At 39.3% G+C, this 19,357-nt stretch carries 17 protein-coding genes and 1 other annotated feature; of the genes, 1 reads left to right on the top strand and 16 read right to left on the bottom strand.

Annotated elements, in window-relative coordinates; translation table 11 throughout:
- Position 1 precedes the first annotated feature (1 nt).
- From carB to ACZ11_RS20370, 10 genes are all read right to left on the bottom strand, one after another.
- A complete protein-coding gene (carB, locus tag ACZ11_RS20415; protein ID WP_049668366.1) occupies positions 2–3,199 on the bottom strand; it encodes a carbamoyl-phosphate synthase large subunit in 3,198 nt (1,065 codons plus the stop codon).
- Positions 3,192–4,292 carry a carbamoyl phosphate synthase small subunit gene (locus ACZ11_RS20410; RefSeq protein ID WP_049668365.1) on the bottom strand — a complete coding sequence of 367 codons (1,101 nt, stop codon included), beginning with the start codon at positions 4,290–4,292 and terminating at the stop codon, positions 3,192–3,194. Before ACZ11_RS20410 ends, carB begins: the two co-directional genes overlap by 8 nt.
- Positions 4,292–5,569: a dihydroorotase gene (locus tag ACZ11_RS20405; protein ID WP_049668364.1), complete on the bottom strand. Its 1,278-nt coding sequence runs from the start codon at positions 5,567–5,569 to the stop codon at positions 4,292–4,294. Before ACZ11_RS20405 ends, ACZ11_RS20410 begins: the two co-directional genes overlap by 1 nt.
- Position 5,570: 1 nt before the next feature.
- Positions 5,571–6,449 carry an aspartate carbamoyltransferase catalytic subunit gene (locus tag ACZ11_RS20400; protein WP_049668363.1) on the bottom strand — a complete coding sequence of 293 codons (879 nt, stop codon included), beginning with the start codon at positions 6,447–6,449 and terminating at the stop codon, positions 5,571–5,573.
- Between the two features lie 313 nt (positions 6,450–6,762).
- Positions 6,763–8,073: a uracil-xanthine permease family protein gene (locus ACZ11_RS20395; protein WP_049668362.1), complete on the bottom strand. Its 1,311-nt coding sequence runs from the start codon at positions 8,071–8,073 to the stop codon at positions 6,763–6,765.
- A 20-nt stretch (positions 8,074–8,093) separates the two neighbouring features.
- Complete coding sequence (gene pyrR, locus ACZ11_RS20390; protein WP_049668361.1) at positions 8,094–8,636, bottom strand: bifunctional pyr operon transcriptional regulator/uracil phosphoribosyltransferase PyrR; 543 nt, start codon at positions 8,634–8,636, stop codon at positions 8,094–8,096.
- Positions 8,637–8,876: 240 nt separating this feature from the next.
- Positions 8,877–9,788 (bottom strand): RluA family pseudouridine synthase, encoded by a 912-nt coding sequence (locus ACZ11_RS20385; protein ID WP_049668360.1) that lies wholly within the window; start codon positions 9,786–9,788, stop codon positions 8,877–8,879.
- On the bottom strand, positions 9,785–10,264 hold the full coding sequence (gene lspA / locus ACZ11_RS20380) for a signal peptidase II (RefSeq protein WP_049668359.1): 480 nt from the start codon (positions 10,262–10,264) through the stop codon (positions 9,785–9,787). Before lspA ends, ACZ11_RS20385 begins: the two co-directional genes overlap by 4 nt.
- A gap of 561 nt (positions 10,265–10,825) precedes the next feature.
- Positions 10,826–11,044, bottom strand: coding sequence for a hypothetical protein (locus tag ACZ11_RS26720; RefSeq protein ID WP_049668358.1), 219 nt, complete (start codon positions 11,042–11,044; stop codon positions 10,826–10,828).
- Entirely contained in the window at positions 11,034–11,462 is a 429-nt protein-coding gene (locus ACZ11_RS20370; protein WP_049668357.1) for a hypothetical protein, read from the bottom strand. Before ACZ11_RS20370 ends, ACZ11_RS26720 begins: the two co-directional genes overlap by 11 nt.
- 300 nt (positions 11,463–11,762) lie before the next feature.
- Here ACZ11_RS20370 and ACZ11_RS20365 point away from each other — a divergent pair, with 300 nt between their 5' ends.
- On the top strand, positions 11,763–12,398 hold the full coding sequence (locus ACZ11_RS20365) for an AraC family transcriptional regulator (protein WP_236690914.1): 636 nt from the start codon (positions 11,763–11,765) through the stop codon (positions 12,396–12,398).
- A gap of 151 nt (positions 12,399–12,549) precedes the next feature.
- Here the strand turns inward: ACZ11_RS20365 and ileS are convergent, their stop codons facing one another.
- The 6 genes from ileS to ACZ11_RS20335 all read right to left on the bottom strand — a co-directional run bounded on the left by ileS (position 12,550) and on the right by ACZ11_RS20335 (position 19,211).
- Positions 12,550–15,318 (bottom strand): isoleucine--tRNA ligase, encoded by a 2,769-nt coding sequence (ileS, locus tag ACZ11_RS20360; RefSeq protein WP_049668356.1) that lies wholly within the window; start codon positions 15,316–15,318, stop codon positions 12,550–12,552.
- Between the two features lie 262 nt (positions 15,319–15,580).
- Positions 15,581–15,803, bottom strand: a binding site (T-box leader).
- Between the two features lie 98 nt (positions 15,804–15,901).
- Positions 15,902–16,426: a DivIVA domain-containing protein gene (locus ACZ11_RS20355; protein WP_049668355.1), complete on the bottom strand. Its 525-nt coding sequence runs from the start codon at positions 16,424–16,426 to the stop codon at positions 15,902–15,904.
- A gap of 95 nt (positions 16,427–16,521) precedes the next feature.
- Positions 16,522–17,310 carry a YlmH family RNA-binding protein gene (locus tag ACZ11_RS20350; protein WP_049668354.1) on the bottom strand — a complete coding sequence of 263 codons (789 nt, stop codon included), beginning with the start codon at positions 17,308–17,310 and terminating at the stop codon, positions 16,522–16,524.
- A gap of 413 nt (positions 17,311–17,723) precedes the next feature.
- The gene (locus ACZ11_RS20345) at positions 17,724–18,005 is read right to left on the bottom strand and encodes a YggT family protein (RefSeq protein WP_049668353.1); all 282 of its coding nucleotides are present in this window, start codon (positions 18,003–18,005) and stop codon (positions 17,724–17,726) included.
- Positions 18,006–18,025: 20 nt separating this feature from the next.
- Positions 18,026–18,523 carry a cell division protein SepF gene (locus tag ACZ11_RS20340; protein ID WP_049668352.1) on the bottom strand — a complete coding sequence of 166 codons (498 nt, stop codon included), beginning with the start codon at positions 18,521–18,523 and terminating at the stop codon, positions 18,026–18,028.
- A complete protein-coding gene (locus ACZ11_RS20335; protein WP_400905022.1) occupies positions 18,507–19,211 on the bottom strand; it encodes a YggS family pyridoxal phosphate-dependent enzyme in 705 nt (234 codons plus the stop codon). The genes ACZ11_RS20340 and ACZ11_RS20335 overlap by 17 nt, the downstream gene beginning before the upstream one ends.
- Positions 19,212–19,357: the final 146 nt, after the last annotated feature.

Below are 19,357 nucleotides of genomic sequence, written 5' to 3'. Positions count from 1 at the left end.
ATTAATGTACTACCTCCGCTTTTGGCATTTGTTCTGCTGTGAATGTCATTGATTCAATGACACGAACCATCGCTTCTGCTGTGTCTAATGAAGTTAAGCAAGGTACGCCATTTTCTACAGACTCACGACGAATTCTGAAGCCATCACGTGCCGGCTGCTTGCCTTTTGTTAAAGTGTTGACAACAAGTTGTGCCTCACCGTTTTGAATTAAATCGATTAATGTTTCACCTTTTGCACCGATTTTGCCAACTACATCTGTGCGTACACCTGCCGCTTCAAATGCTTTAGCTGTACCTTCAGTAGCGACAATACGATAGCCTACTGTTGAGAAGCGTTTTGCAAGTGCAATTGCTTCTTCTTTATCTTTATCGGACACAGTGAACAATACTGTGCCTTCTGTGCGAATTTCCATGCCTGCTGCAACTAAACCTTTGTAAAGTGCTTTTTCTAATGTTGCATCTTTACCCATTACCTCACCTGTTGATTTCATTTCAGGTCCTAGTGTAATGTCAACACGACGTAATTTAGCGAATGAGAACACTGGTACTTTAACGAAGACACCATTTTGCTCTGGCGCTAAACCTGTTGGATAGCCTTGTTCTACGATTGATTTACCAAGAATCGCTTTCGTTGCGATATTCGCCATTGGAATGTTTGTAATTTTACTTAAGAACGGTACTGTACGAGATGAACGAGGGTTAACCTCGATGACAAATACTTCGCCCTGTGAAATTACATACTGAATGTTCATTAAGCCTATGATGCCAAGACCTTTTGCAAGACGAGTTGTATAATCCACTAACGTATCTTTTTGCGCTTGAGTTAATTTTTGTGGAGGATATACAGAGATAGAGTCACCAGAGTGAACCCCTGCGCGTTCGATATGCTCCATAATACCTGGGATTAATACATTTTCACCGTCACAAATGGCATCTACTTCAATTTCTTGACCCGTTAAGTAGCGGTCTACTAACACTGGATGATCAGGAGATGCTTCTACTGCGTTCTCCATATAGTGTTTTAATTCCTCTTGGTTGTAGACGATTTCCATCGCGCGCCCACCTAGTACGTATGAAGGACGAACTAGTACAGGGAAGCCTAAACGTTCACTAATCGCAAGTGCTTCCTCCGTAGATACAGCTGTTTGACCTTGTGGCTGTGGAATGTCCAAGTTACGTAATGCTTGCTCGAATTTATCTCGGTTTTCAGCACGGTCGATATCTTCAAGCGTTGTACCTAGGATTTTCACGCCATTGGCAACTAATTTATCAGCTAGATTAATAGCTGTTTGACCACCGAATTGTACAACTACACCAATTGGTTGCTCAAGGTCGATAATATGCATGACATCTTCGATTGTTAATGGCTCAAAGTATAATTTATCTGAAATCGAGAAGTCAGTTGATACTGTCTCTGGATTCGAGTTAATAATAATCGCTTCGTAGCCTGCTTCTTGAATTGCCCATACTGAGTGTACTGTTGCGTAGTCGAATTCTACCCCTTGACCAATGCGGATTGGACCTGATCCAAGTACTACAACTGACGGCTTGTCTGATTTAATCGATTCGTTTTCTTCCTCGTATGTGCCATAGAAGTATGGTGTTTCAGATTCAAACTCCGCTGCACATGTATCAACCATTTTATATACTGGGATAATGCCCGTTTCTTTACGATAAGCATATACTTCTTCTGGAGTTGTTTCCCAAAGCTCAGCAACTTTCTTATCTGCAAAGCCTAGACGTTTTGCTGTACGTAACACATCTTTATCGTTTTTATTGTCAGCAAGTGTTTGCTCCATATCTACGATGTTTTTAAATTTATTTAAGAAGAATAAGTCAATTTCTGACCATTCATGGATTTGCTCAATTGTTACACCGCGACGAAGTGCTTCTCCGATAAAGAATAGACGCTCGTCTCCTGCTTTGCGGATACGTTTTTCAATCCAAGAATCAGAGTTTTCTTCTGCATGTTTCAGCTCTAAGTGAACTTGACCTGTTTCAAGAGAGCGCACTGCTTTTAGCATAGCTTCCTCAAATGTACGACCAAGTGCCATTACTTCACCAGTCGCTTTCATTTGTGTACCTAGATTACGCTTCGCAGATTCGAATTTATCGAAAGGCCAGCGTGGAATTTTCGCCACGATGTAGTCTAGAGCTGGTTCGAAGCAAGCATACGTAGAACCTGTGACAGGGTTTTTAACTTCATCTAATGTTAAACCAACTGCGATTTTTGCTGCTAGCTTTGCAATTGGATATCCTGTTGCTTTTGATGCTAACGCTGATGAGCGTGATACACGAGGGTTTACTTCGATCACATAGTAATTAAAGCTATATGGATCAAGGGCTAACTGTACGTTACAGCCACCTTCAATTTTTAATGCTCGGATAATATCTAATGAAATATTACGTAGCATTTGGTTTTCTCGATCTGAAAGTGTTTGTGTAGGTGCCACTACGATAGAGTCACCTGTATGAATACCAACTGGGTCAACGTTTTCCATGTTACATACAACGATAGCGTTGTCGACAGCATCACGCATTACTTCATATTCGATTTCTTTATAACCAGCGATTGATTTTTCTAGTAAACATTGTGTTACTGGAGAATATTTTAGACCAGATGTTACGATCTCCTCTAGATCTTGATCGTTGTAGCAAATACCGCCGCCTGTACCACCAAGTGTGAAGGCAGGACGAACGATTACTGGGTAGCCGATTTTCGCTACAAAGTTTTTCGCTTCGTCTAAGTTATGAATAATATCTGATTCAGGTACTGGAGCACCTAGCTCATACATTAAATTACGGAATAAATCACGGTCTTCAGCTTTATGGATTGCTTCTAATTTTGTTCCAAGAATTTCAATACCAAGCTCATCTAGAATTCCTGATTTATCTAATTCAATGGCCATGTTTAAACCAGTTTGACCACCAAGTGTTGGTAGGATTGCATCTGGACGCTCTTTACGTAGAATTCGTGATACGAACTCAAGTGTAATTGGCTCAATATATACTTTGTCGGCAATTTCTGTATCTGTCATAATTGTTGCAGGGTTTGAGTTTATTAAGATAACGCGATAGCCTTCTTCTTTTAATGAAAGACAAGCTTGTGTTCCTGCGTAGTCAAATTCTGCTGCTTGTCCGATAACGATTGGACCTGATCCGATTACTAAAATAGTTTCAATATCTGTACGTTTAGGCATGTTGTTTCCCCTTCCCTGCTTCTACTTCCATCATTTCGATGAATTCATCAAATAGGTGATTTGAATCTTCTGGACCTGGTGATGCTTCTGGGTGATATTGCACCGTGAAGATTGGATATTTCTTGTGACGTACACCCTCACAAGTACCATCATTTAATGCGATATGTGTTATTTCTAAATCTGTATCTTTTAATGAATCAATATCGATTGCATAACCATGGTTTTGAGATGTTAAGTCTGTACGACCAGTGCGTAAATCTTTTACCGGATGGTTACCACCTCGGTGACCGAATGGTAATTTAAAGCTTTGTGCACCACAAGCTAGCGAGAAGATTTGGTGACCTAAGCAAATACCGAACATTGGTACTTTTCCGATTAAATTACGTACAGTTTCAATTCCTTCAACTACGTCTTCAGGGTTACCTGGACCGTTTGACAGCATAATTCCATCTGGATGCCATGCTAAAATTTCTTCTGCCGATGTATTGTAAGGGACAACGAGCACATCGCAATCACGTTTGTTTAACTCACGAAGAATACCGTGCTTCATACCGTAATCAATTAATACTACTCGTTTTCCACGACCTGGTGATGGGTAAGCTGCTTTCGGTGATACTTCACGAACATGATGGGTAATCGCTGGTGTTGCCTGTAATTTTGCTACTACCTCATCCACATTCACTTCTTCATCAGCCGCTGTTAAAATAGCCTTTACTGACCCTTTACTGCGAATAATGCGTGTTAATTTTCTTGTATCGATTCCTTCAATGCCCGGAATATCCTTTGAAGTTAAGTACTCATCTACCGTTAAATCACAACGGAAGTTTGAAGGTGTTTTTGCTAATTCACGAACTACAAATCCACGAATAGCCGGTGTGATTGATTCAAAGTCATCACGGTTAATACCGTAATTACCGATTAAAGGGTAAGTTAACGTTACGATTTGTCCGTAGAACGAAGGATCCGAAATTGTTTCCTGATAACCTGTCATCCCTGTTGTGAATACAACCTCGCCTTGCGAAGCTCGCTCACTACCGAACGCTGTACCTGTAAATACTGTGCCATCTTCTAAAATAAGTAAACGTTTTTTCATTACTCTGCCTCCTGGTATACGATATTGCCTTCAAAAATTGTTAGCACTGGCCAACCTTTTGCAACCCAACCATTGAATGGTGTATTGCGTCCTTTTGATACAAAGCCTTCTGCATCAATTGTTTGCTCTTTATTTAAATCAATTAAAATCATATCTGCCGAAGCACCAACTTCTAATGTGCCATATGGTAAATCAAATATTTGAGCTGCCTTTACAGACATCCAGTCAATCAACTGTTTTAATGTCCATTTCCCTGTTTCTACAAACTGTGTGTAAAGCAGTGGGAACGCTGTTTCGAAGCCTACAATGCCAAATGGAGCACCAACCATACCACAGCATTTTTCTTCCACTGTATGTGGAGCATGATCTGTAGCGATGCAATCAATTGTTCCATCCATCATAGCTGCGTGAAGCGAATCTTTATCATCCGCTCCACGTAGCGGAGGATTCATTTTCCAGTTTGCATCATCTGATGGGATATCCATTTCTTCAAGTAATAAATGATGTGGGCAAACTTCTGCAGTAACACGGATACCCGCTGCTTTCGCATCACGTACTGCACGTACAGATTCCTTCGTTGAAACGTGGCATACGTGGTAGCGTGCTCCAGCTGCTTCTGCCAGTAGCACATCTCGTGCAATTTGAACGGATTCACAAATCGATGGAATTCCTGGTAAACCAAGCTCTTGATTACGCTTCCCTTCATGCATCACACCGTCGTAAATTAGTGAGTTATCTTCGCAGTGTGCTACAACTACCACATCGTGCTGTGCTGCATCCTTCATTTGCTCATACATTGTTGATGCAAGCTGGATACCAACACCATCGTCTGAAAATGCGACAGCTCCGTGTGCTTTTAATTCTTCAATATTTGTACGAACCTCACCTGAAATGTCTCTTGTTAATGAACCGTATGGGAGTACTCGAATAACTGCACTTTCTTTAATAAGACCATTGATCAACTGCATATTTTCTACTGAATCTGGCACTGGTTTTGTATTTGGCATCGCACAAATTGTTGTGAAGCCGCCTTTTGCTGCTGAAGCTGAACCTGTAGCAATTGTTTCTTTATGTTCAAAGCCCGGCTCACGTAAATGTGTGTGTACATCGACAAAGCCTGGTGCAATAACTAAACCATTTCCTTCAATAATTTCTGCGTCTGCAACATCTATGTTTTGACCGATTGCAGTAATTTTGCCTTCTGCCATAGCGATATTTACTGTTTGTAGCTCGCCTTGTTCATTTAGCATTTGTACATTTTGAAGAACCTTTGTCATGTTACTCTCTCCCCTTTAAAATTGTTTCAACAATAGCCATTCGTGTATAGACACCATTACGAACCTGCTCGAAAATTCTAGAACGCTCGCATTCTACTAGCTCTGAAGCAATTTCTACATCACGATTGACCGGTGCTGGATGCATAATAATTGCCTTTTCCTTCATTTGTTTCTCACGTTCAATTGTTAAACCGTACTCATTATGATAGCTCTCTTTTGAGAAGCTTTTATTAACCTTATGACGTTCATGCTGCACACGAAGTAACATAATCACATCGCTTATTTCGATTAAATCATCCCAAGAATGATGCGCTTCGAAACTGCCTCCCCAGTCTTCTGGACAAAGGAAATGAACATTTGCCCCTAAGCGCTGTAACGCTAACGCATTCGATTTCGCTACACGGCTATGGCTTATATCTCCAGCGATTGTCACATTCAACCCTTCAAAAGAACCAAACTCTTTTCTGATTGTATAAAGATCTAATAATGATTGAGACGGATGCTGACCAGTGCCGTCACCTCCGTTAATAATTGACACATTGATGCCTTCAAGTAGTTCATTGTAATACGCATCTTCCTTTGCGCGAATGACTACTGCGTCCATACCAATCATTTCTAACGTCTTTACCGTATCGTACAATGTCTCTCCTTTAGTGACGCTTGAAAAGCTAGCATCAAACGGAATCACGATACAGCCAACTTTACGCTCTGCCATTTCAAAGCTTGTTTTCGTACGCGTACTTGGTTCAAAAAATAAATTTGCGACGTTGTACGGGTGAGATAATGATGATGCTTCACCATTCTCAAAAGCTTGCGCTCGATCTAGAATGTGGTTAATTTCTTCAATTGTTAAATGTTCCATCGATAATAAGTTCTTCATCATGTACCTCCACTGGGTTGTGTTTCATGAACGTTATGTATAACGTTCGCTAAAATCAATTTCGCCTTGGCGTAATTGCGTCCGGATTTTGAATTGTGTGAGCACAATTCAAAATCCGTGACATCCGCTGGAGGCTTTATCTTCATTTATCTCACCTTCAGGGGTGGGATGAATGAAGATAATAAAAGCCCCGTTGTTGTCATCAACGAGGCATAAGGAGGCGTGACAAACTACAGCAGGATACACTCCTACTTCTAGCTTATCTACAACTTCCCTTTTTTTGCCTCTCTGGACAATTCATTAAAAGGTACTTCTATGAATTTTTATTTTGATTGTATGGTACTGGTATATCCGCTTCTTTTTTACCTGGTAGAATGGCATTTAAAACAACACCGATAATCGCTGCTAACGCCATACCTTCAATACTTAGAGATTCTGAAATGACGAACTTTGCACCACCGATGCCAATGACTAAAATAACAGAGGCAATGACCAAGTTACGACTATTCCCAAAGTCGATATGATTATCAACTAACATACGTAATCCACTTGCTGCAATGATACCGAAGAGCAAGATGGAAACCCCACCAAGTACAGCTGTTGGAATCGTTGCAATAACTGCCATTGCTTTCCCGAAGAATGATAGTAAAATTGCTACGACTGCTGCGCCTGCAATGACATACACACTGTACACACGTGTGATAGCAAGAACACCGATATTTTCACCATAAGTTGTTTTCGGTGGACCACCGATTAATGCACTAATAAAAGTTCCAATTCCGTCCCCTAAAAGTGAACGGTGTAAGCCTGGCTCTTTAATATAATCTCGATTAACAACTTTTCCTAATACTAACTGGTGACCAATATGCTCTGAAATAGTTACGATAACGATTGGCACCATTGTTAGAAGTAGCTTTGTTGTGATATCAAAGTCATAGTGAACACCTGGAATTAAGAAGTCAGGTAGTGCAAACAAATCTGCTTTGGCAATTGGTGAATAATCAATAATGCCGATAATCATTGAGTAAATATATCCTACGATTAAGCCAATTAAGATTGGCATTGTGCTTAAAATACCTTTAAAGAATATCGTGAAAATAATGGCTGTAAATAATGTCACTAACGCTGCTGAGAAGTGTAAAAAGCTATATTTACCATCAACATTCATCGCCATATTTACCGCTGTCCCTGATAATCCAAGACCAATTACCATAATGACTGGACCTACTACAATCGGCGGTAAAATTTTCATAATCCATTTATACCCGCTCTTCCAGATGATTAGGGATACGATACCATATGTAATCCCGACTGCCATTGCACCAATCATCGCATGACCTGGATTTACACTTGTACCATCTTTATTTAAACCACCTGCGGCAAGTAAAATCGGTGCTATAAAGGCAAAGGATGAACCTAAATATGCTGGCACCTGAAATTTCGTAATTAATAAGAAGAACAGTGTAGCAATCCCACTTGTTAAAAGGGCAATTGCTGGACTAAGACCAACCAACTGAGGAACTAAGATCGTTGACCCAAACATTGCAAACATGTGCTGGAAACTTAATGTCACTAGTTGGACTGGAGTAGGTTTATCCTTAATATCTAATACTGCATTTGACATAATGTTTCCTCACTTTTTAGTTAGTCTTCTTTAAAAATGATGACGCAATCTTCTCCGTCTACCTCTTGTAAATTTACGACAATACGTTCTGCTCCAGACGTTGGAACATTTTTGCCGACATAATCAGCTCGGATTGGTAGTTCTCTATGACCTCTGTCGATTAGGACTGCAAGTTGAATTTGTGCAGGTCGCCCTAAATCCATTACTGCATCAAGTGCTGCGCGCACTGTACGCCCTGTGTATAGTACATCATCGACTAAAATAATTTTTTGATTAACGACCACATCATCAATATCTACTTGCTCAACATGTGCCTGTTCATTATCATGCTTTGTCGTTAAGTCATCTCGATATAGGGTGATGTCTAGCTCCCCCGTACGGATCGGTTTGCCTTCAATTTTTTCAATTCGTTCTGCAAGGCGTCTTGCAAGAAAAGCACCTCGTGTTTTAATACCAACTAGAATACATTCATCGATTCCTTTATTGCGTTCAATAATTTCGTGTGCAATGCGTGTTAACGCTCTTGCCATAGATGGGCCATCTAATAGCTCATTTTGTGCCATGTAAGTTTCCTCCTCTCTTTTATTTATTATTGGTCATGTGTCCATAAAAAAACCTCTCAAGGCGAATGGCCTGAGAGGGTTATATACGTGTTTAAATAGTATGTTGAAAAATTTGCAGCACAAATTTTTTACAACACATTCACATGTACCTTCTCAGCCTCTCTGGACTGTCATTAAAGGTGAATATTTAGTTAAGTTGTTCATTCACTTTCGTTAGTATAGACCTTCTTTTACTATACGTCAATGCTTATTTCTTAAATCATTTAATAATTGTTCATAATCAGCAGGAATTGGTGCTTCAAACTGCAAATATTCACCTGAAGTAGGATGATCGAAGCCTAATACATCCGCGTGTAATACTTGTCCACCAAAGTCTATTGTCTTTTTTGGTCCATATTTTGGATCACCAACGAGTTGGAAACCAATATAATTCATATGCACACGAATTTGATGAGTTCGTCCTGTTTCTAAGCGACATTCTACAAGAGTGTATTCGCCAAAGCGTTCGATAACTTGGAAGTGAGTTACTGCATGCTTCCCTTTATCGACAACTGCTTGTTTTTGACGATCTTTTTGATCGCGTCCAATCGGTGCATCAATCGTTCCTTTATCATGTGCAATATGCCCGTGAACTAGCGCCGTATATTTACGTGTCACTGTTTTATTGACTAGCTGATTCACTAACGATTCATGAGCTGCATCATTTTTAGCAACCATTAATAATCCTGATGTATCTTTATCGATACGGTGAACAATTCCTGGTCGCATAATACCATTAATGCCTGATAAATCTTTGCAATGATACATTAAGCCGTTTACAAGCGTACCTGTCATATGTCCAGGTGCTGGATGGACAACCATGCCCTTTGGTTTATTCACAACAAGGACATCTGCATCTTCATAAACAATATCAAGATCTAAGTTTTCAGCAATAACATCTAATGGCTCTGCTTCGGGTACATCAATTTCTACAATATCCCCTACTTTTACCTTATACTTCGCCTTGACAGTCTCTCCATTTACTTTGACAATACCCTCAGTAATCCAATTCCCGATTTGTGTACGTGACCACTCTGATTGCACACCCGAAAGCGCCTTATCAATGCGCTCTCCCTGTTGTTGTTCTTCCATTGTATATGTTACTTGCGTCATTCTTTCACCTGTTTCTTTCCTTTTTTATCTTCAACGATTAAGCCAATCATTAGTATCACTACCGCCATTGTTAAAGCAGCATCTGCAATATTGAAGATTGGGAAATCATAATTAATTACTGGAATTAAGACATTCACAAAATCGACCACTTCACCTCTAAATATACGGTCAATAAAATTACCTATAGCTCCGCCTAATAAAAGCATTAAGCCCACTTGAAAAAGAGGTTTACCTTTAGCCTCTTTATGATAAAAGTATAGGATTGCACAAATCACGCCTATTGTGACAATGCTAAATAACCACATTTGTCCTTCTAGCATACCCCATGCCGCTCCTCTATTGCGATGGGATAATATCCCAAACCACGGATCCCATACTGAAATTCGTTCGTATAACTCCATATTTTTCACAATTAGCCATTTTGTCCACTGATCTAAAATAACTACGAATACGGCCAATCCATAATATTTATACACAGACACTCCTCCGTTCGCTCAACATCTAACCTATTCTACCATAACAGCCCATCTCAGAATAACTAATATAGCATGAAAATATGGATCAATACTTTATGTGGGGTAGATTTCTGCTCCGATTTGGCGGTTTCTTGTGGGTGCTGGCTGAGCTATCTGTCGTTTTTCGACTTTGTATCCGTCTCTCTTGGCTTTCTTTCCGTCGCTTCGGCTCTTTTTTCCATCGCTCTAGGCTTTCTTTTCGTCGCCCTGGACTTCCTATCCGTCGCCCTGGACTTCCTATCCGTCGCTCTGAGTTTCATCCATCGTTTTGGCCTTTCTTTCCGTCTCTTTGTCGGCTCTATCCACGATTTTGGCGGTTCNAAAATATGGATCAATACTTTATGTGGGGTAGATTTCTGCTCCGATTTGGCGGTTTCTTGTGGGTGCTGGCTGAGCTATCTGTCGTTTTTCGACTTTGTATCCGTCTCTCTTGGCTTTCTTTCCGTCGCTTCGGCTCTTTTTTCCATCGCTCTAGGCTTTCTTTTCGTCGCCCTGGACTTCCTATCCGTCGCCCTGGACTTCCTATCCGTCGCTCTGAGTTTCATCCATCGTTTTGGCCTTTCTTTCCGTCTCTTTGTCGGCTCTATCCACGATTTTGGCGGTTCTATCCACGACTTTGGCTGTTCTATCCACGACTTTGGCTGTTCTATCCACGTATTTGACTGCTCTATCTACGACTTTGGCTGTTCTATCCACGTTTTTGGCTGCTCTATCCACGTCTTTGACGATTCTATTCGTCACCTTGGCCTTTCTTTACGTCGCTCTGACCTTTCTTTACGTCTCTTCGGCTCTTCTTTCCGTCGCTTTGACTTCTATCCGTCTCTTCGGCCTTTCTTTCCGTCTCTTCGTCGGTTCTATCCACGACTTTGGCTGCTCTATCCACGTCTTTGACTGTTCTATCCACGACTTTGGCTGCTCTATCCACGTCTTTGGCTGTTCTATCCACGTTTTTGGCGGCTCTATCCACGTTTTTGGCTGCTCTATCCACGTCTTTGACGATTCTATCCGTCTCTTCGGCCTTTCTTTCCGTCTCTTTGTCGGCTCTATCCACGCTTTTGTCGGCTCTATCCACGACTTTGGCTGTTCTATCCACGTTTTTGACGATTCTATCCGTCACCTTGGCCTTTCTTTCCGTCTCTTCGGCTCTTCCTTCCGTCACCCCGGCCTTCCTATCCGTCTCTTTGGCTCTTCTTTCCGTCGCTTTGACTTCTATCCGTCTCTTCAGCTCTTCCTTCCGTCGCTTCCGCTATCCTATCGTCACTTTCGTTCCTACAAAAAAAAGCTATTGCCATCACATCATAAGTAATGGCAGTAGCTTTTCAATTTTAATTCCATGTTATACAGATACAGAAGTTTCAGGCTGTTTCAGACTCTTTTGAATGCACACGCTTCATGAAATCATTGACATCAGCTGGAAGGTGGACCTATCCCTCATGATGCTAGTAGTGTTATAACAAATGTGTTTCACCAAAACTTTGCTAGTAAAGCACCTCTATCCTTTTTACATTTTGAACGTTATTTACTGTTGCTTATGCGCATTCCTAATGAATACACATCATTTAAGCATTGGTCTGAGGGGGGAGCTTGTTTACTTGAGGTTATAGAAGTATTGAAAAAAGATTATGGTATACATCTTTTTATGGGGATTGGTGGAGTTTTTCAGGACGCCATGCAAGTTAAGGAATCCTATAGCCAAGCTCGAAAGGCACGGAGGAAACCGCCCGTTCATAGTATTCATATACGATTTTACGAAGATTTAACAAAGCAGGAACAACTTCAAAAGGCTATTCAATATATCGAGGATCACTATGATGAGCAACTGACGATCAGTGATGTTGCCAAATATATCAATTTTAGTGCTACTCATTTTAGCAGATTGTTTAAAAAAGAAACTGGTCGCAATTTTGTGGATTACGTAGCCTTTACACGTATCATCAAGTCACTGCCGTATTTACGAAAATACGATTACACCATCGAAAAAATCTCCTTCATCTGTGGCTTTAACACACCTAATTATTTCAGCCTGACATTTAAGAAATATGTCGGTATATCCCCGACAGACTACCGCAATACGCAAGAAATATTATTTAAATAGTTCAGAACACGTAAATGAAGCATACAATTCGCTCCATTACAAAAAAGGATCTGCTAAACCTCAATGACAAAGTAAAAAACGCAAGCCCCCATTACCAAGGAGACTTGCGTTATTAATTTTATAGAATGCAGATTCTTATTTAATGTTTGTTTTAAGCGTAATACTTTTCTACAACTTCCGCACAACGCGTACATACTGTTGGTTGTGCTTCATTTGAACCGACTGTTTCTGAAATAGACCAGCAACGCTCACATTTTTCACCTGTTGCCTTTTCTACAACAATCGATGCATGTTCTAGAGCTAATGCATCTGAAGGTGCAGCTTCAATTGATGCTACTTCAAAGGCAGAAACGATTGAAAGCTGTGCAAAATCAATGCTTGCATCACTTAATAATGCCGTTACATCTTCTTTCGCATAAACTGTCACTTTCGCTTCAAGTGATTTACCGATTGTTTTTGCATTACGAGCTTCCTCTAATGCTTTTAAAATATCATCACGAACATCAATAATTTTCACCCATTTTGCACGTAGACTTTCGAAGTTTTCATGTTCATCTACCTCTGGGAAGTCTGTTAATTGTACAGATACCTCTTCTACAACACCTTGATCATGTAAGTAAGACCACATCTCGTCACTTGTATGAGGAATAATAGGTGACATCACTTTTACTAATGTCATTAATGTGTCATAAATAACTGTTTGCATCGCACGGCGATCTTTGTTGTCGTGGCCTTCGATGTACACAACATCTTTTGCAATATCTAAATAGAATGAAGATAATTCTACAGCAACAAAGTTATTCACTGCATGATAAACAGCTGCGAAATCATAGCGATCATATGCAGCACGTACAGTTTTTAATACATCCTGTAAGCGCATATAAACGTACTGATCCATTTCACGAAGATCTTCATATGCTACTCGATCTTTCGTTACATCGAAATCAGCTACATTTCCGTGTAAGAAACGGAATGTATTACGGATTTTTCGATAAACCTCAGATACTTGTTTCAACATATCCATTGAGATACGAACGTCGGCTGTATAATCTACAGAGGCAACCCATAAACGAAGAATATCTGCTCCGTATTGATCCATAACTTTTTTCGGGATAATTACATTCCCTAAAGATTTACTCATCTTACGACCTTCACCATCTAGCACGAAACCATGTGTTAATAGTCCCTTATATGGTGCATAGCCATTAATAGCTACAGAAGTAATTAATGATGAGTTGAACCATCCACGGTGTTGGTCAGAGCCCTCTAAATATAAATCAGCTGGATATTTCATTCCACGTTCTACTAGCACACTTTGGTGAGAAGAACCTGAATCAAACCAAACGTCCATAATATCGTTTTCTTTTGTAAATTCACCGTTCGGGCTACCTGCATGTGTGAAGCCTTCAGGTAATAATTCTTTTGCCGTTTTTTGGAACCAAATATTTGACCCATGTTCACGGAATAATGCAGAGATATGAGCGATTGTTTCTGGTGTAATAATTGGCTCTCCATTTTCAGCATAGAAAATTGGAATTGGCACACCCCATGCGCGCTGACGTGAAATTACCCAGTCTCCACGGTCACGAATCATATTATAAAGACGAGTTTCACCCCATGCAGGTGTAAATTCCGTTGATTTTACAGCCTCTAGTAACTCATCACGGAATGCATCTATTGACGCAAACCATTGTGGTGTTGCACGATAAATAACTGGTTTTTTCGTACGCCAGTCATGTGGATAAGAGTGTGAAAAGAAGTTAAGTTTTTCTAATGCGCCTACTTCTTTTAATTTTTCTGTGATTAATTTGTTTGCATCATTGTAGAATACACCTTCAAAACCAGGTGCTTCATCAGTATAGCAGCCGCTATTATCAACAGGGCTAAGAATTGGTAGACCATATTGCTTGCTAATATGATAGTCATCTTCCCCGTGTCCTGGTGCTGTATGAACACAGCCAGTACCCGCTTCAGCAGTTACGTGCTCGCCAACCATCACAAGAGATTCACGGTCATAGAATGGATGCTGTGCAACAATTCGATCTAATGCTTCACCTTTAATTTCTTGAACAATTTCATACGCTTCCCATTCAAGTTCGTTAGCAACTTTTTCTAATAATTCTTTTGCAATGATGAATTTTTTATCTGCAACTGCAACAACCACATAAATAAATTCAGGGTTTACAGAAATCCCTAAGTTTGCTGGAAGTGTCCAAGGTGTTGTTGTCCAAATGATAATTTTAGCATCTGCTGGGACAACACCTTTAGCATCTTTAAGCGCAAAGCTTACATAAATAGAAGGCGATTTAATATCTTGATATTCAATCTCTGCCTCTGCAAGTGCAGATTCAGATGATGGAGACCAGTAAACTGGTTTTAAACCTTTATAAATATAGCCTTTTTCAGCCATCTTTCCGAATACTTCAATTTGACGTGCTTCGAATTCAGGCTTTAATGTAATATATGGATTTTCCCAATCACCACGAACACCTAAACGGCGGAATTGTGTACGTTGGTTGTCGATTTGCTCGTAAGCATACTCTTCACATAATTTACGGAATTCAGCAACAGACATTTCTTTGCGTTTTACACCTTTGTTCGTAAGAGCTTGCTCAATTGGTAAACCATGTGTATCCCAGCCTGGAATATAGTTAACATGGTAGCCAGTCATAGAGCGATGACGTGTAATCATATCTTTCAGTACTTTATTCAAAGCATGGCCGATATGGATATCACCATTTGCATATGGAGGTCCATCGTGTAACACATACTCAGGGCGTCCTTCTGTGCGCTCCATCTGTAATTTATTGATGTCCATCTCATTCCATTTTTCTTGCATCTTCGGTTCATTCGCCGGTAAGTTTCCACGCATTGGGAAATCTGTTTTTGGCATTAATAAAGTATCTTTGTACTCAACCATTTTTCAATTCCTCCTTTATTTTACAAACAAAGAACATATGCACTAAGGCGCTCATTCACAAACGACAGTTATTAGGCTCATCACCATAACGTAGGGTTGACTTCAGTTCCGACTCGGCGTGTTCTTGGGACGTGCGATGATGCCATTCCTTAGTTCTAGTTATTGGCAAAATCAATACATTTCAAAAACGAAAGTATAGGCCACACGAATAGAAATGGCAGCCTTCCGCCATTTGAACATAAAAAAAAGCCTCTCAATCCCTCAAAGGGACGAGAAGCTTATACTCGCGGTACCACCCTAATTGTAGCACAAAATTGCACTACCACTCTTAAAGCACGTTAACGTTGTGCATCACGAAATAACTTACTGCATTCAGTTATTTTAGCTCAGAAGTGATGTTCATTGTTATTTGCTTGTTCGGGCTCACACTATCCCCAAATCGCTTAACTACGCCTAACAAATACTGTCTTCGTCTCTGCCTGTTTTGCATATGTGTTCAAAATAATTACTATTACAATAGTATATGAAAATCATACAATCACGTCAAGTTTCACTTATTGCGTGCCCATGTCTATAAAAGCGATTAAACTTGATCGGCTTCCTGTGCTTCTTCAACAGATGATTGAATTTCAGTAAGGTCAATATCATATTGTAGCAAATGGTCCCAATCGTCTGCATTTAGTAAATCCAGTTGTGCCTCTACAAGCATTTTAAAACGATTACGGAATACTTTAGATTGCTTTTTCAGCTCATCAATTTCTATTGTTACTTTTCGAGCTTTTGTTAAAGCCTCATTGATAATACGATCAGCATTTTTTTCTGCTTCCTTTACAATGAGTTTAGCTTCTTTTTGAGAATTTCTTCGTACTTCATCAGCTGCCTCTTGTGCAACAACAATTGATTTTTGTAATGTTTCCTCTAATGAGTTAAAATGTCTCGCTTGTTCTAAGGAAATTTCTAGTTGTCTGTCTACTTCCTTTTTTTCACGTAACAAAATTTCATAGTCTTTAATAATTTGATCTAAAAATTCATTTACTTCATCTTCAGCATAGCCTCTGAAAGATTTAGTAAACTCCTTATTATGTATATCAATAGGTGATAATGGCATACGATCCTTCTCTCCTTTACATGTACATTAGTACTTTCTATTATACAATTGTTCCAACAACTTAGCAGTAAAAATTAATGAAATTTACTTGATTTTTAGCTTTTTTGGGCCAATCGACCAATTTGCAAACGAATTTTATCTTTTTTTGTACGTCCTTCAGTCATCATAATTTTTATTCGACCGCTTCCACGTACAGATAAAATATCTCCTTCTTGTAATTCAAAAGCAACTGAATCCCGTTCAGTCCAATTGACACGTACCTTTTTACCTGTAATTAATGCTTGTACCTTCTGACGAGAAATTTTTAAAACCGTTGAGATAATCACATCTAAACGCATAGATGAAACAGTATGAAATTCTTCTAGCCACTCATCCTCGTTTTGTAGCAATGGCTCCGTTTCTTTAATCGATTCTATATGTACCTTTACTTTACCGATGCCTGTTAAATGTAAGCGTACATATTCCGCTACCTCATTCGCTACTACAAATTGTACTTGATGGTCATTGACACGAATATCACCGAACTTGCCACGATCCAATCCTAAAGATAACAAAGCTCCAAGGACATCTGGATGACGTAATTGGACAAATTTCATAGGATATTGAATCGTAAATATTGTAAGCTGAAAATCTTCCTCCATAGGCTCATAATAAGTAGGATAAACCAGCATGCGTTGTCTTTCCGCATCATCAAAGAGCCCAGCACTAGCTGTTTTTAAAGTGTCATACTGGCCAATTATCGATGCAACAATAAAGCGCTGTCGAGGATCCAGAAAATCAGTAAGCTTTGGAGCATATCGATCCTCTACCTCATGCTGCCAGCCCACAACCTGTTCAATAAAAGGCTGCTCATCTTTTCTAAAATGCTGTATTAAATGCTCCATATAACTTTCACCTCTATTATCTCTCTTTTACTAGTTCAATTTCATTGGTATTTTCAGGATTTTTTTAAAATAGGCTCATAACCATAACGTGGTGTTGATTTCCGTTCCGGTTGGGCGCTTTGCCGCTGTCGCTTCGCTTTCGCACAGAGCAAAGCTTCCTGGGATGCGTCCGATGAGACCAATCAACCTTTATACATAGCAAACGTTATCTCAGTTTTTGTCATTTCAAAAAATATGTACTTGACTTCACATTATACGCAAGTAGTACGTTTTCTGCGGGGATAATTAGAACTTCGATCCCTACTCAATTCTTATGAAATGAAGGGAATCATCACTAAATCGTTAACCCACCATCTTTTTAAATATAGTATTCCCCATAAATAAAAAATCCCCACCGTTCGTGAGGATTTCTTTTAAGCAAACATCTCGTATATTTTTAATATAACAATAAAAAGCCCTTTTTGAATATAATTAAGTAGGAATATTGCTACAATAGGTGAAATATCAATCATGCCAATTGGCGGGATGAATTTTCTAAAGATGGCAAGATAAGGTTCGCATACTTTTGCTAATAAACGTCCAATTGATGAGTTTTGAACAGCTGGCACCCAAGACATTAAAACATATGCGACTAACATTAGTGAATAGACATAAAATGCTATTGACACATACTTCAAGATTAAATAAAAAGTCATATAAACTACAATCCTCGCTATTAATTATCGTCTAAAATAAAATTCGAAATTTCGCCAGACACTTCTACATTTTCAGGTGTGCATAGGAAAATGTCTTTTCCAATTCTTTGAATATCACCGGCAAGTGCATATACTGTGCCACTTAAAAAATCAATAATCCTTACACCTTGCTCTCGCTCGATACGCTGTAAGTTGACAATCGTTGCACGCTTATTTTTTAAGTGTTCAGCAATGTCCTGTGCTTCGGCATAAACTCTAGGTTCAACTAATACAACTTTTGCGCCTTTGGAATTCATCGCTGCTTGCAAACTAACAATGTTGTTTGTAGGTGTTGTACTCTGCGGAAAAATTTCCTGAACAGGTGCCTTACGCTCTTTCATAACTTTTTTAGGCTTTACTGATTGAATCTGTTGCTGTTGTTGTACGGGTTGTTGCTGTTGAATAGGAGCTTGCGTGATTTCTTCTTCTAAATCTTCCTCAAGATAAAAGAAATTTTTAATTTTATTTTTCATGCTCATCCTGTTCCCCTCTTTCATTTCCAACAAGAGCCGTTCCAACTCGAACAAATGTAGCCCCTTCTTCTACCGCAATTTCAAAGTCATTAGACATGCCCATTGATAACTCGGTACAAGGTGCATGCGCGAATCCTTGCTCGGCTATTTGCTGTTGACATTGTTTTAATTGCTTAAAAACAGAGCGAATAATTGTATCCTCATCTGTATTTGGTGCCATCGTCATTAAACCAACAACTTGAATTTTTGTGAAATCCTTTAATGATTCAATAAAAGGCAGAACTTCTTCAATCGATAAACCATGTTTTGCTTCTTCGCCTGAGACATTAACTTGTACAAAACATTTGACAGGTTTGTCTGCTCTTTTTTCAATTTCTTGTGCTAAACTTAATCGATCTAATGCATGTAAATAATCAATACTGTTAATAACTTGTTTTACCTTACGAGTTTGTAAAGACCCGATATAATGCCAATGTACATCAGCTTGAATCGCCTCAACTTTACAATTTAAACCTTCAGGGCGGTTCTCTCCTAAATGCATAAGCCCTGCATCAATTGCTTCTTGTGTTCTTTCTACAGAAACTTCTTTTGTCACTGCAATAATTTGAACTTTCTCTGTTTCACGATTTGCATGTTTTTTTGCTGTTTGTATAAGATCATTAATTTTCTTTAAATTTGTTATGATTTTTGTCACTGTTTTTCCCAACTTTACAACAATAGTTTCTTTTATTGTAACAAGCAATGCTTGAATTATCAATGAATAGCCTGACCTATGTGAAAGTACATTTTACCCTACTAATGCTTAAAATTGCTTAATTTTTTAATATGCATAGAAATTTT

Source organism: Lysinibacillus xylanilyticus (genome assembly GCF_001183605.1).
Classification (GTDB): domain Bacteria; phylum Bacillota; class Bacilli; order Bacillales_A; family Planococcaceae; genus Lysinibacillus; species Lysinibacillus xylanilyticus.
Note: the sequence above shows the minus strand (reverse complement) of the source record. Positions and strands in the feature narration are given on the sequence as shown.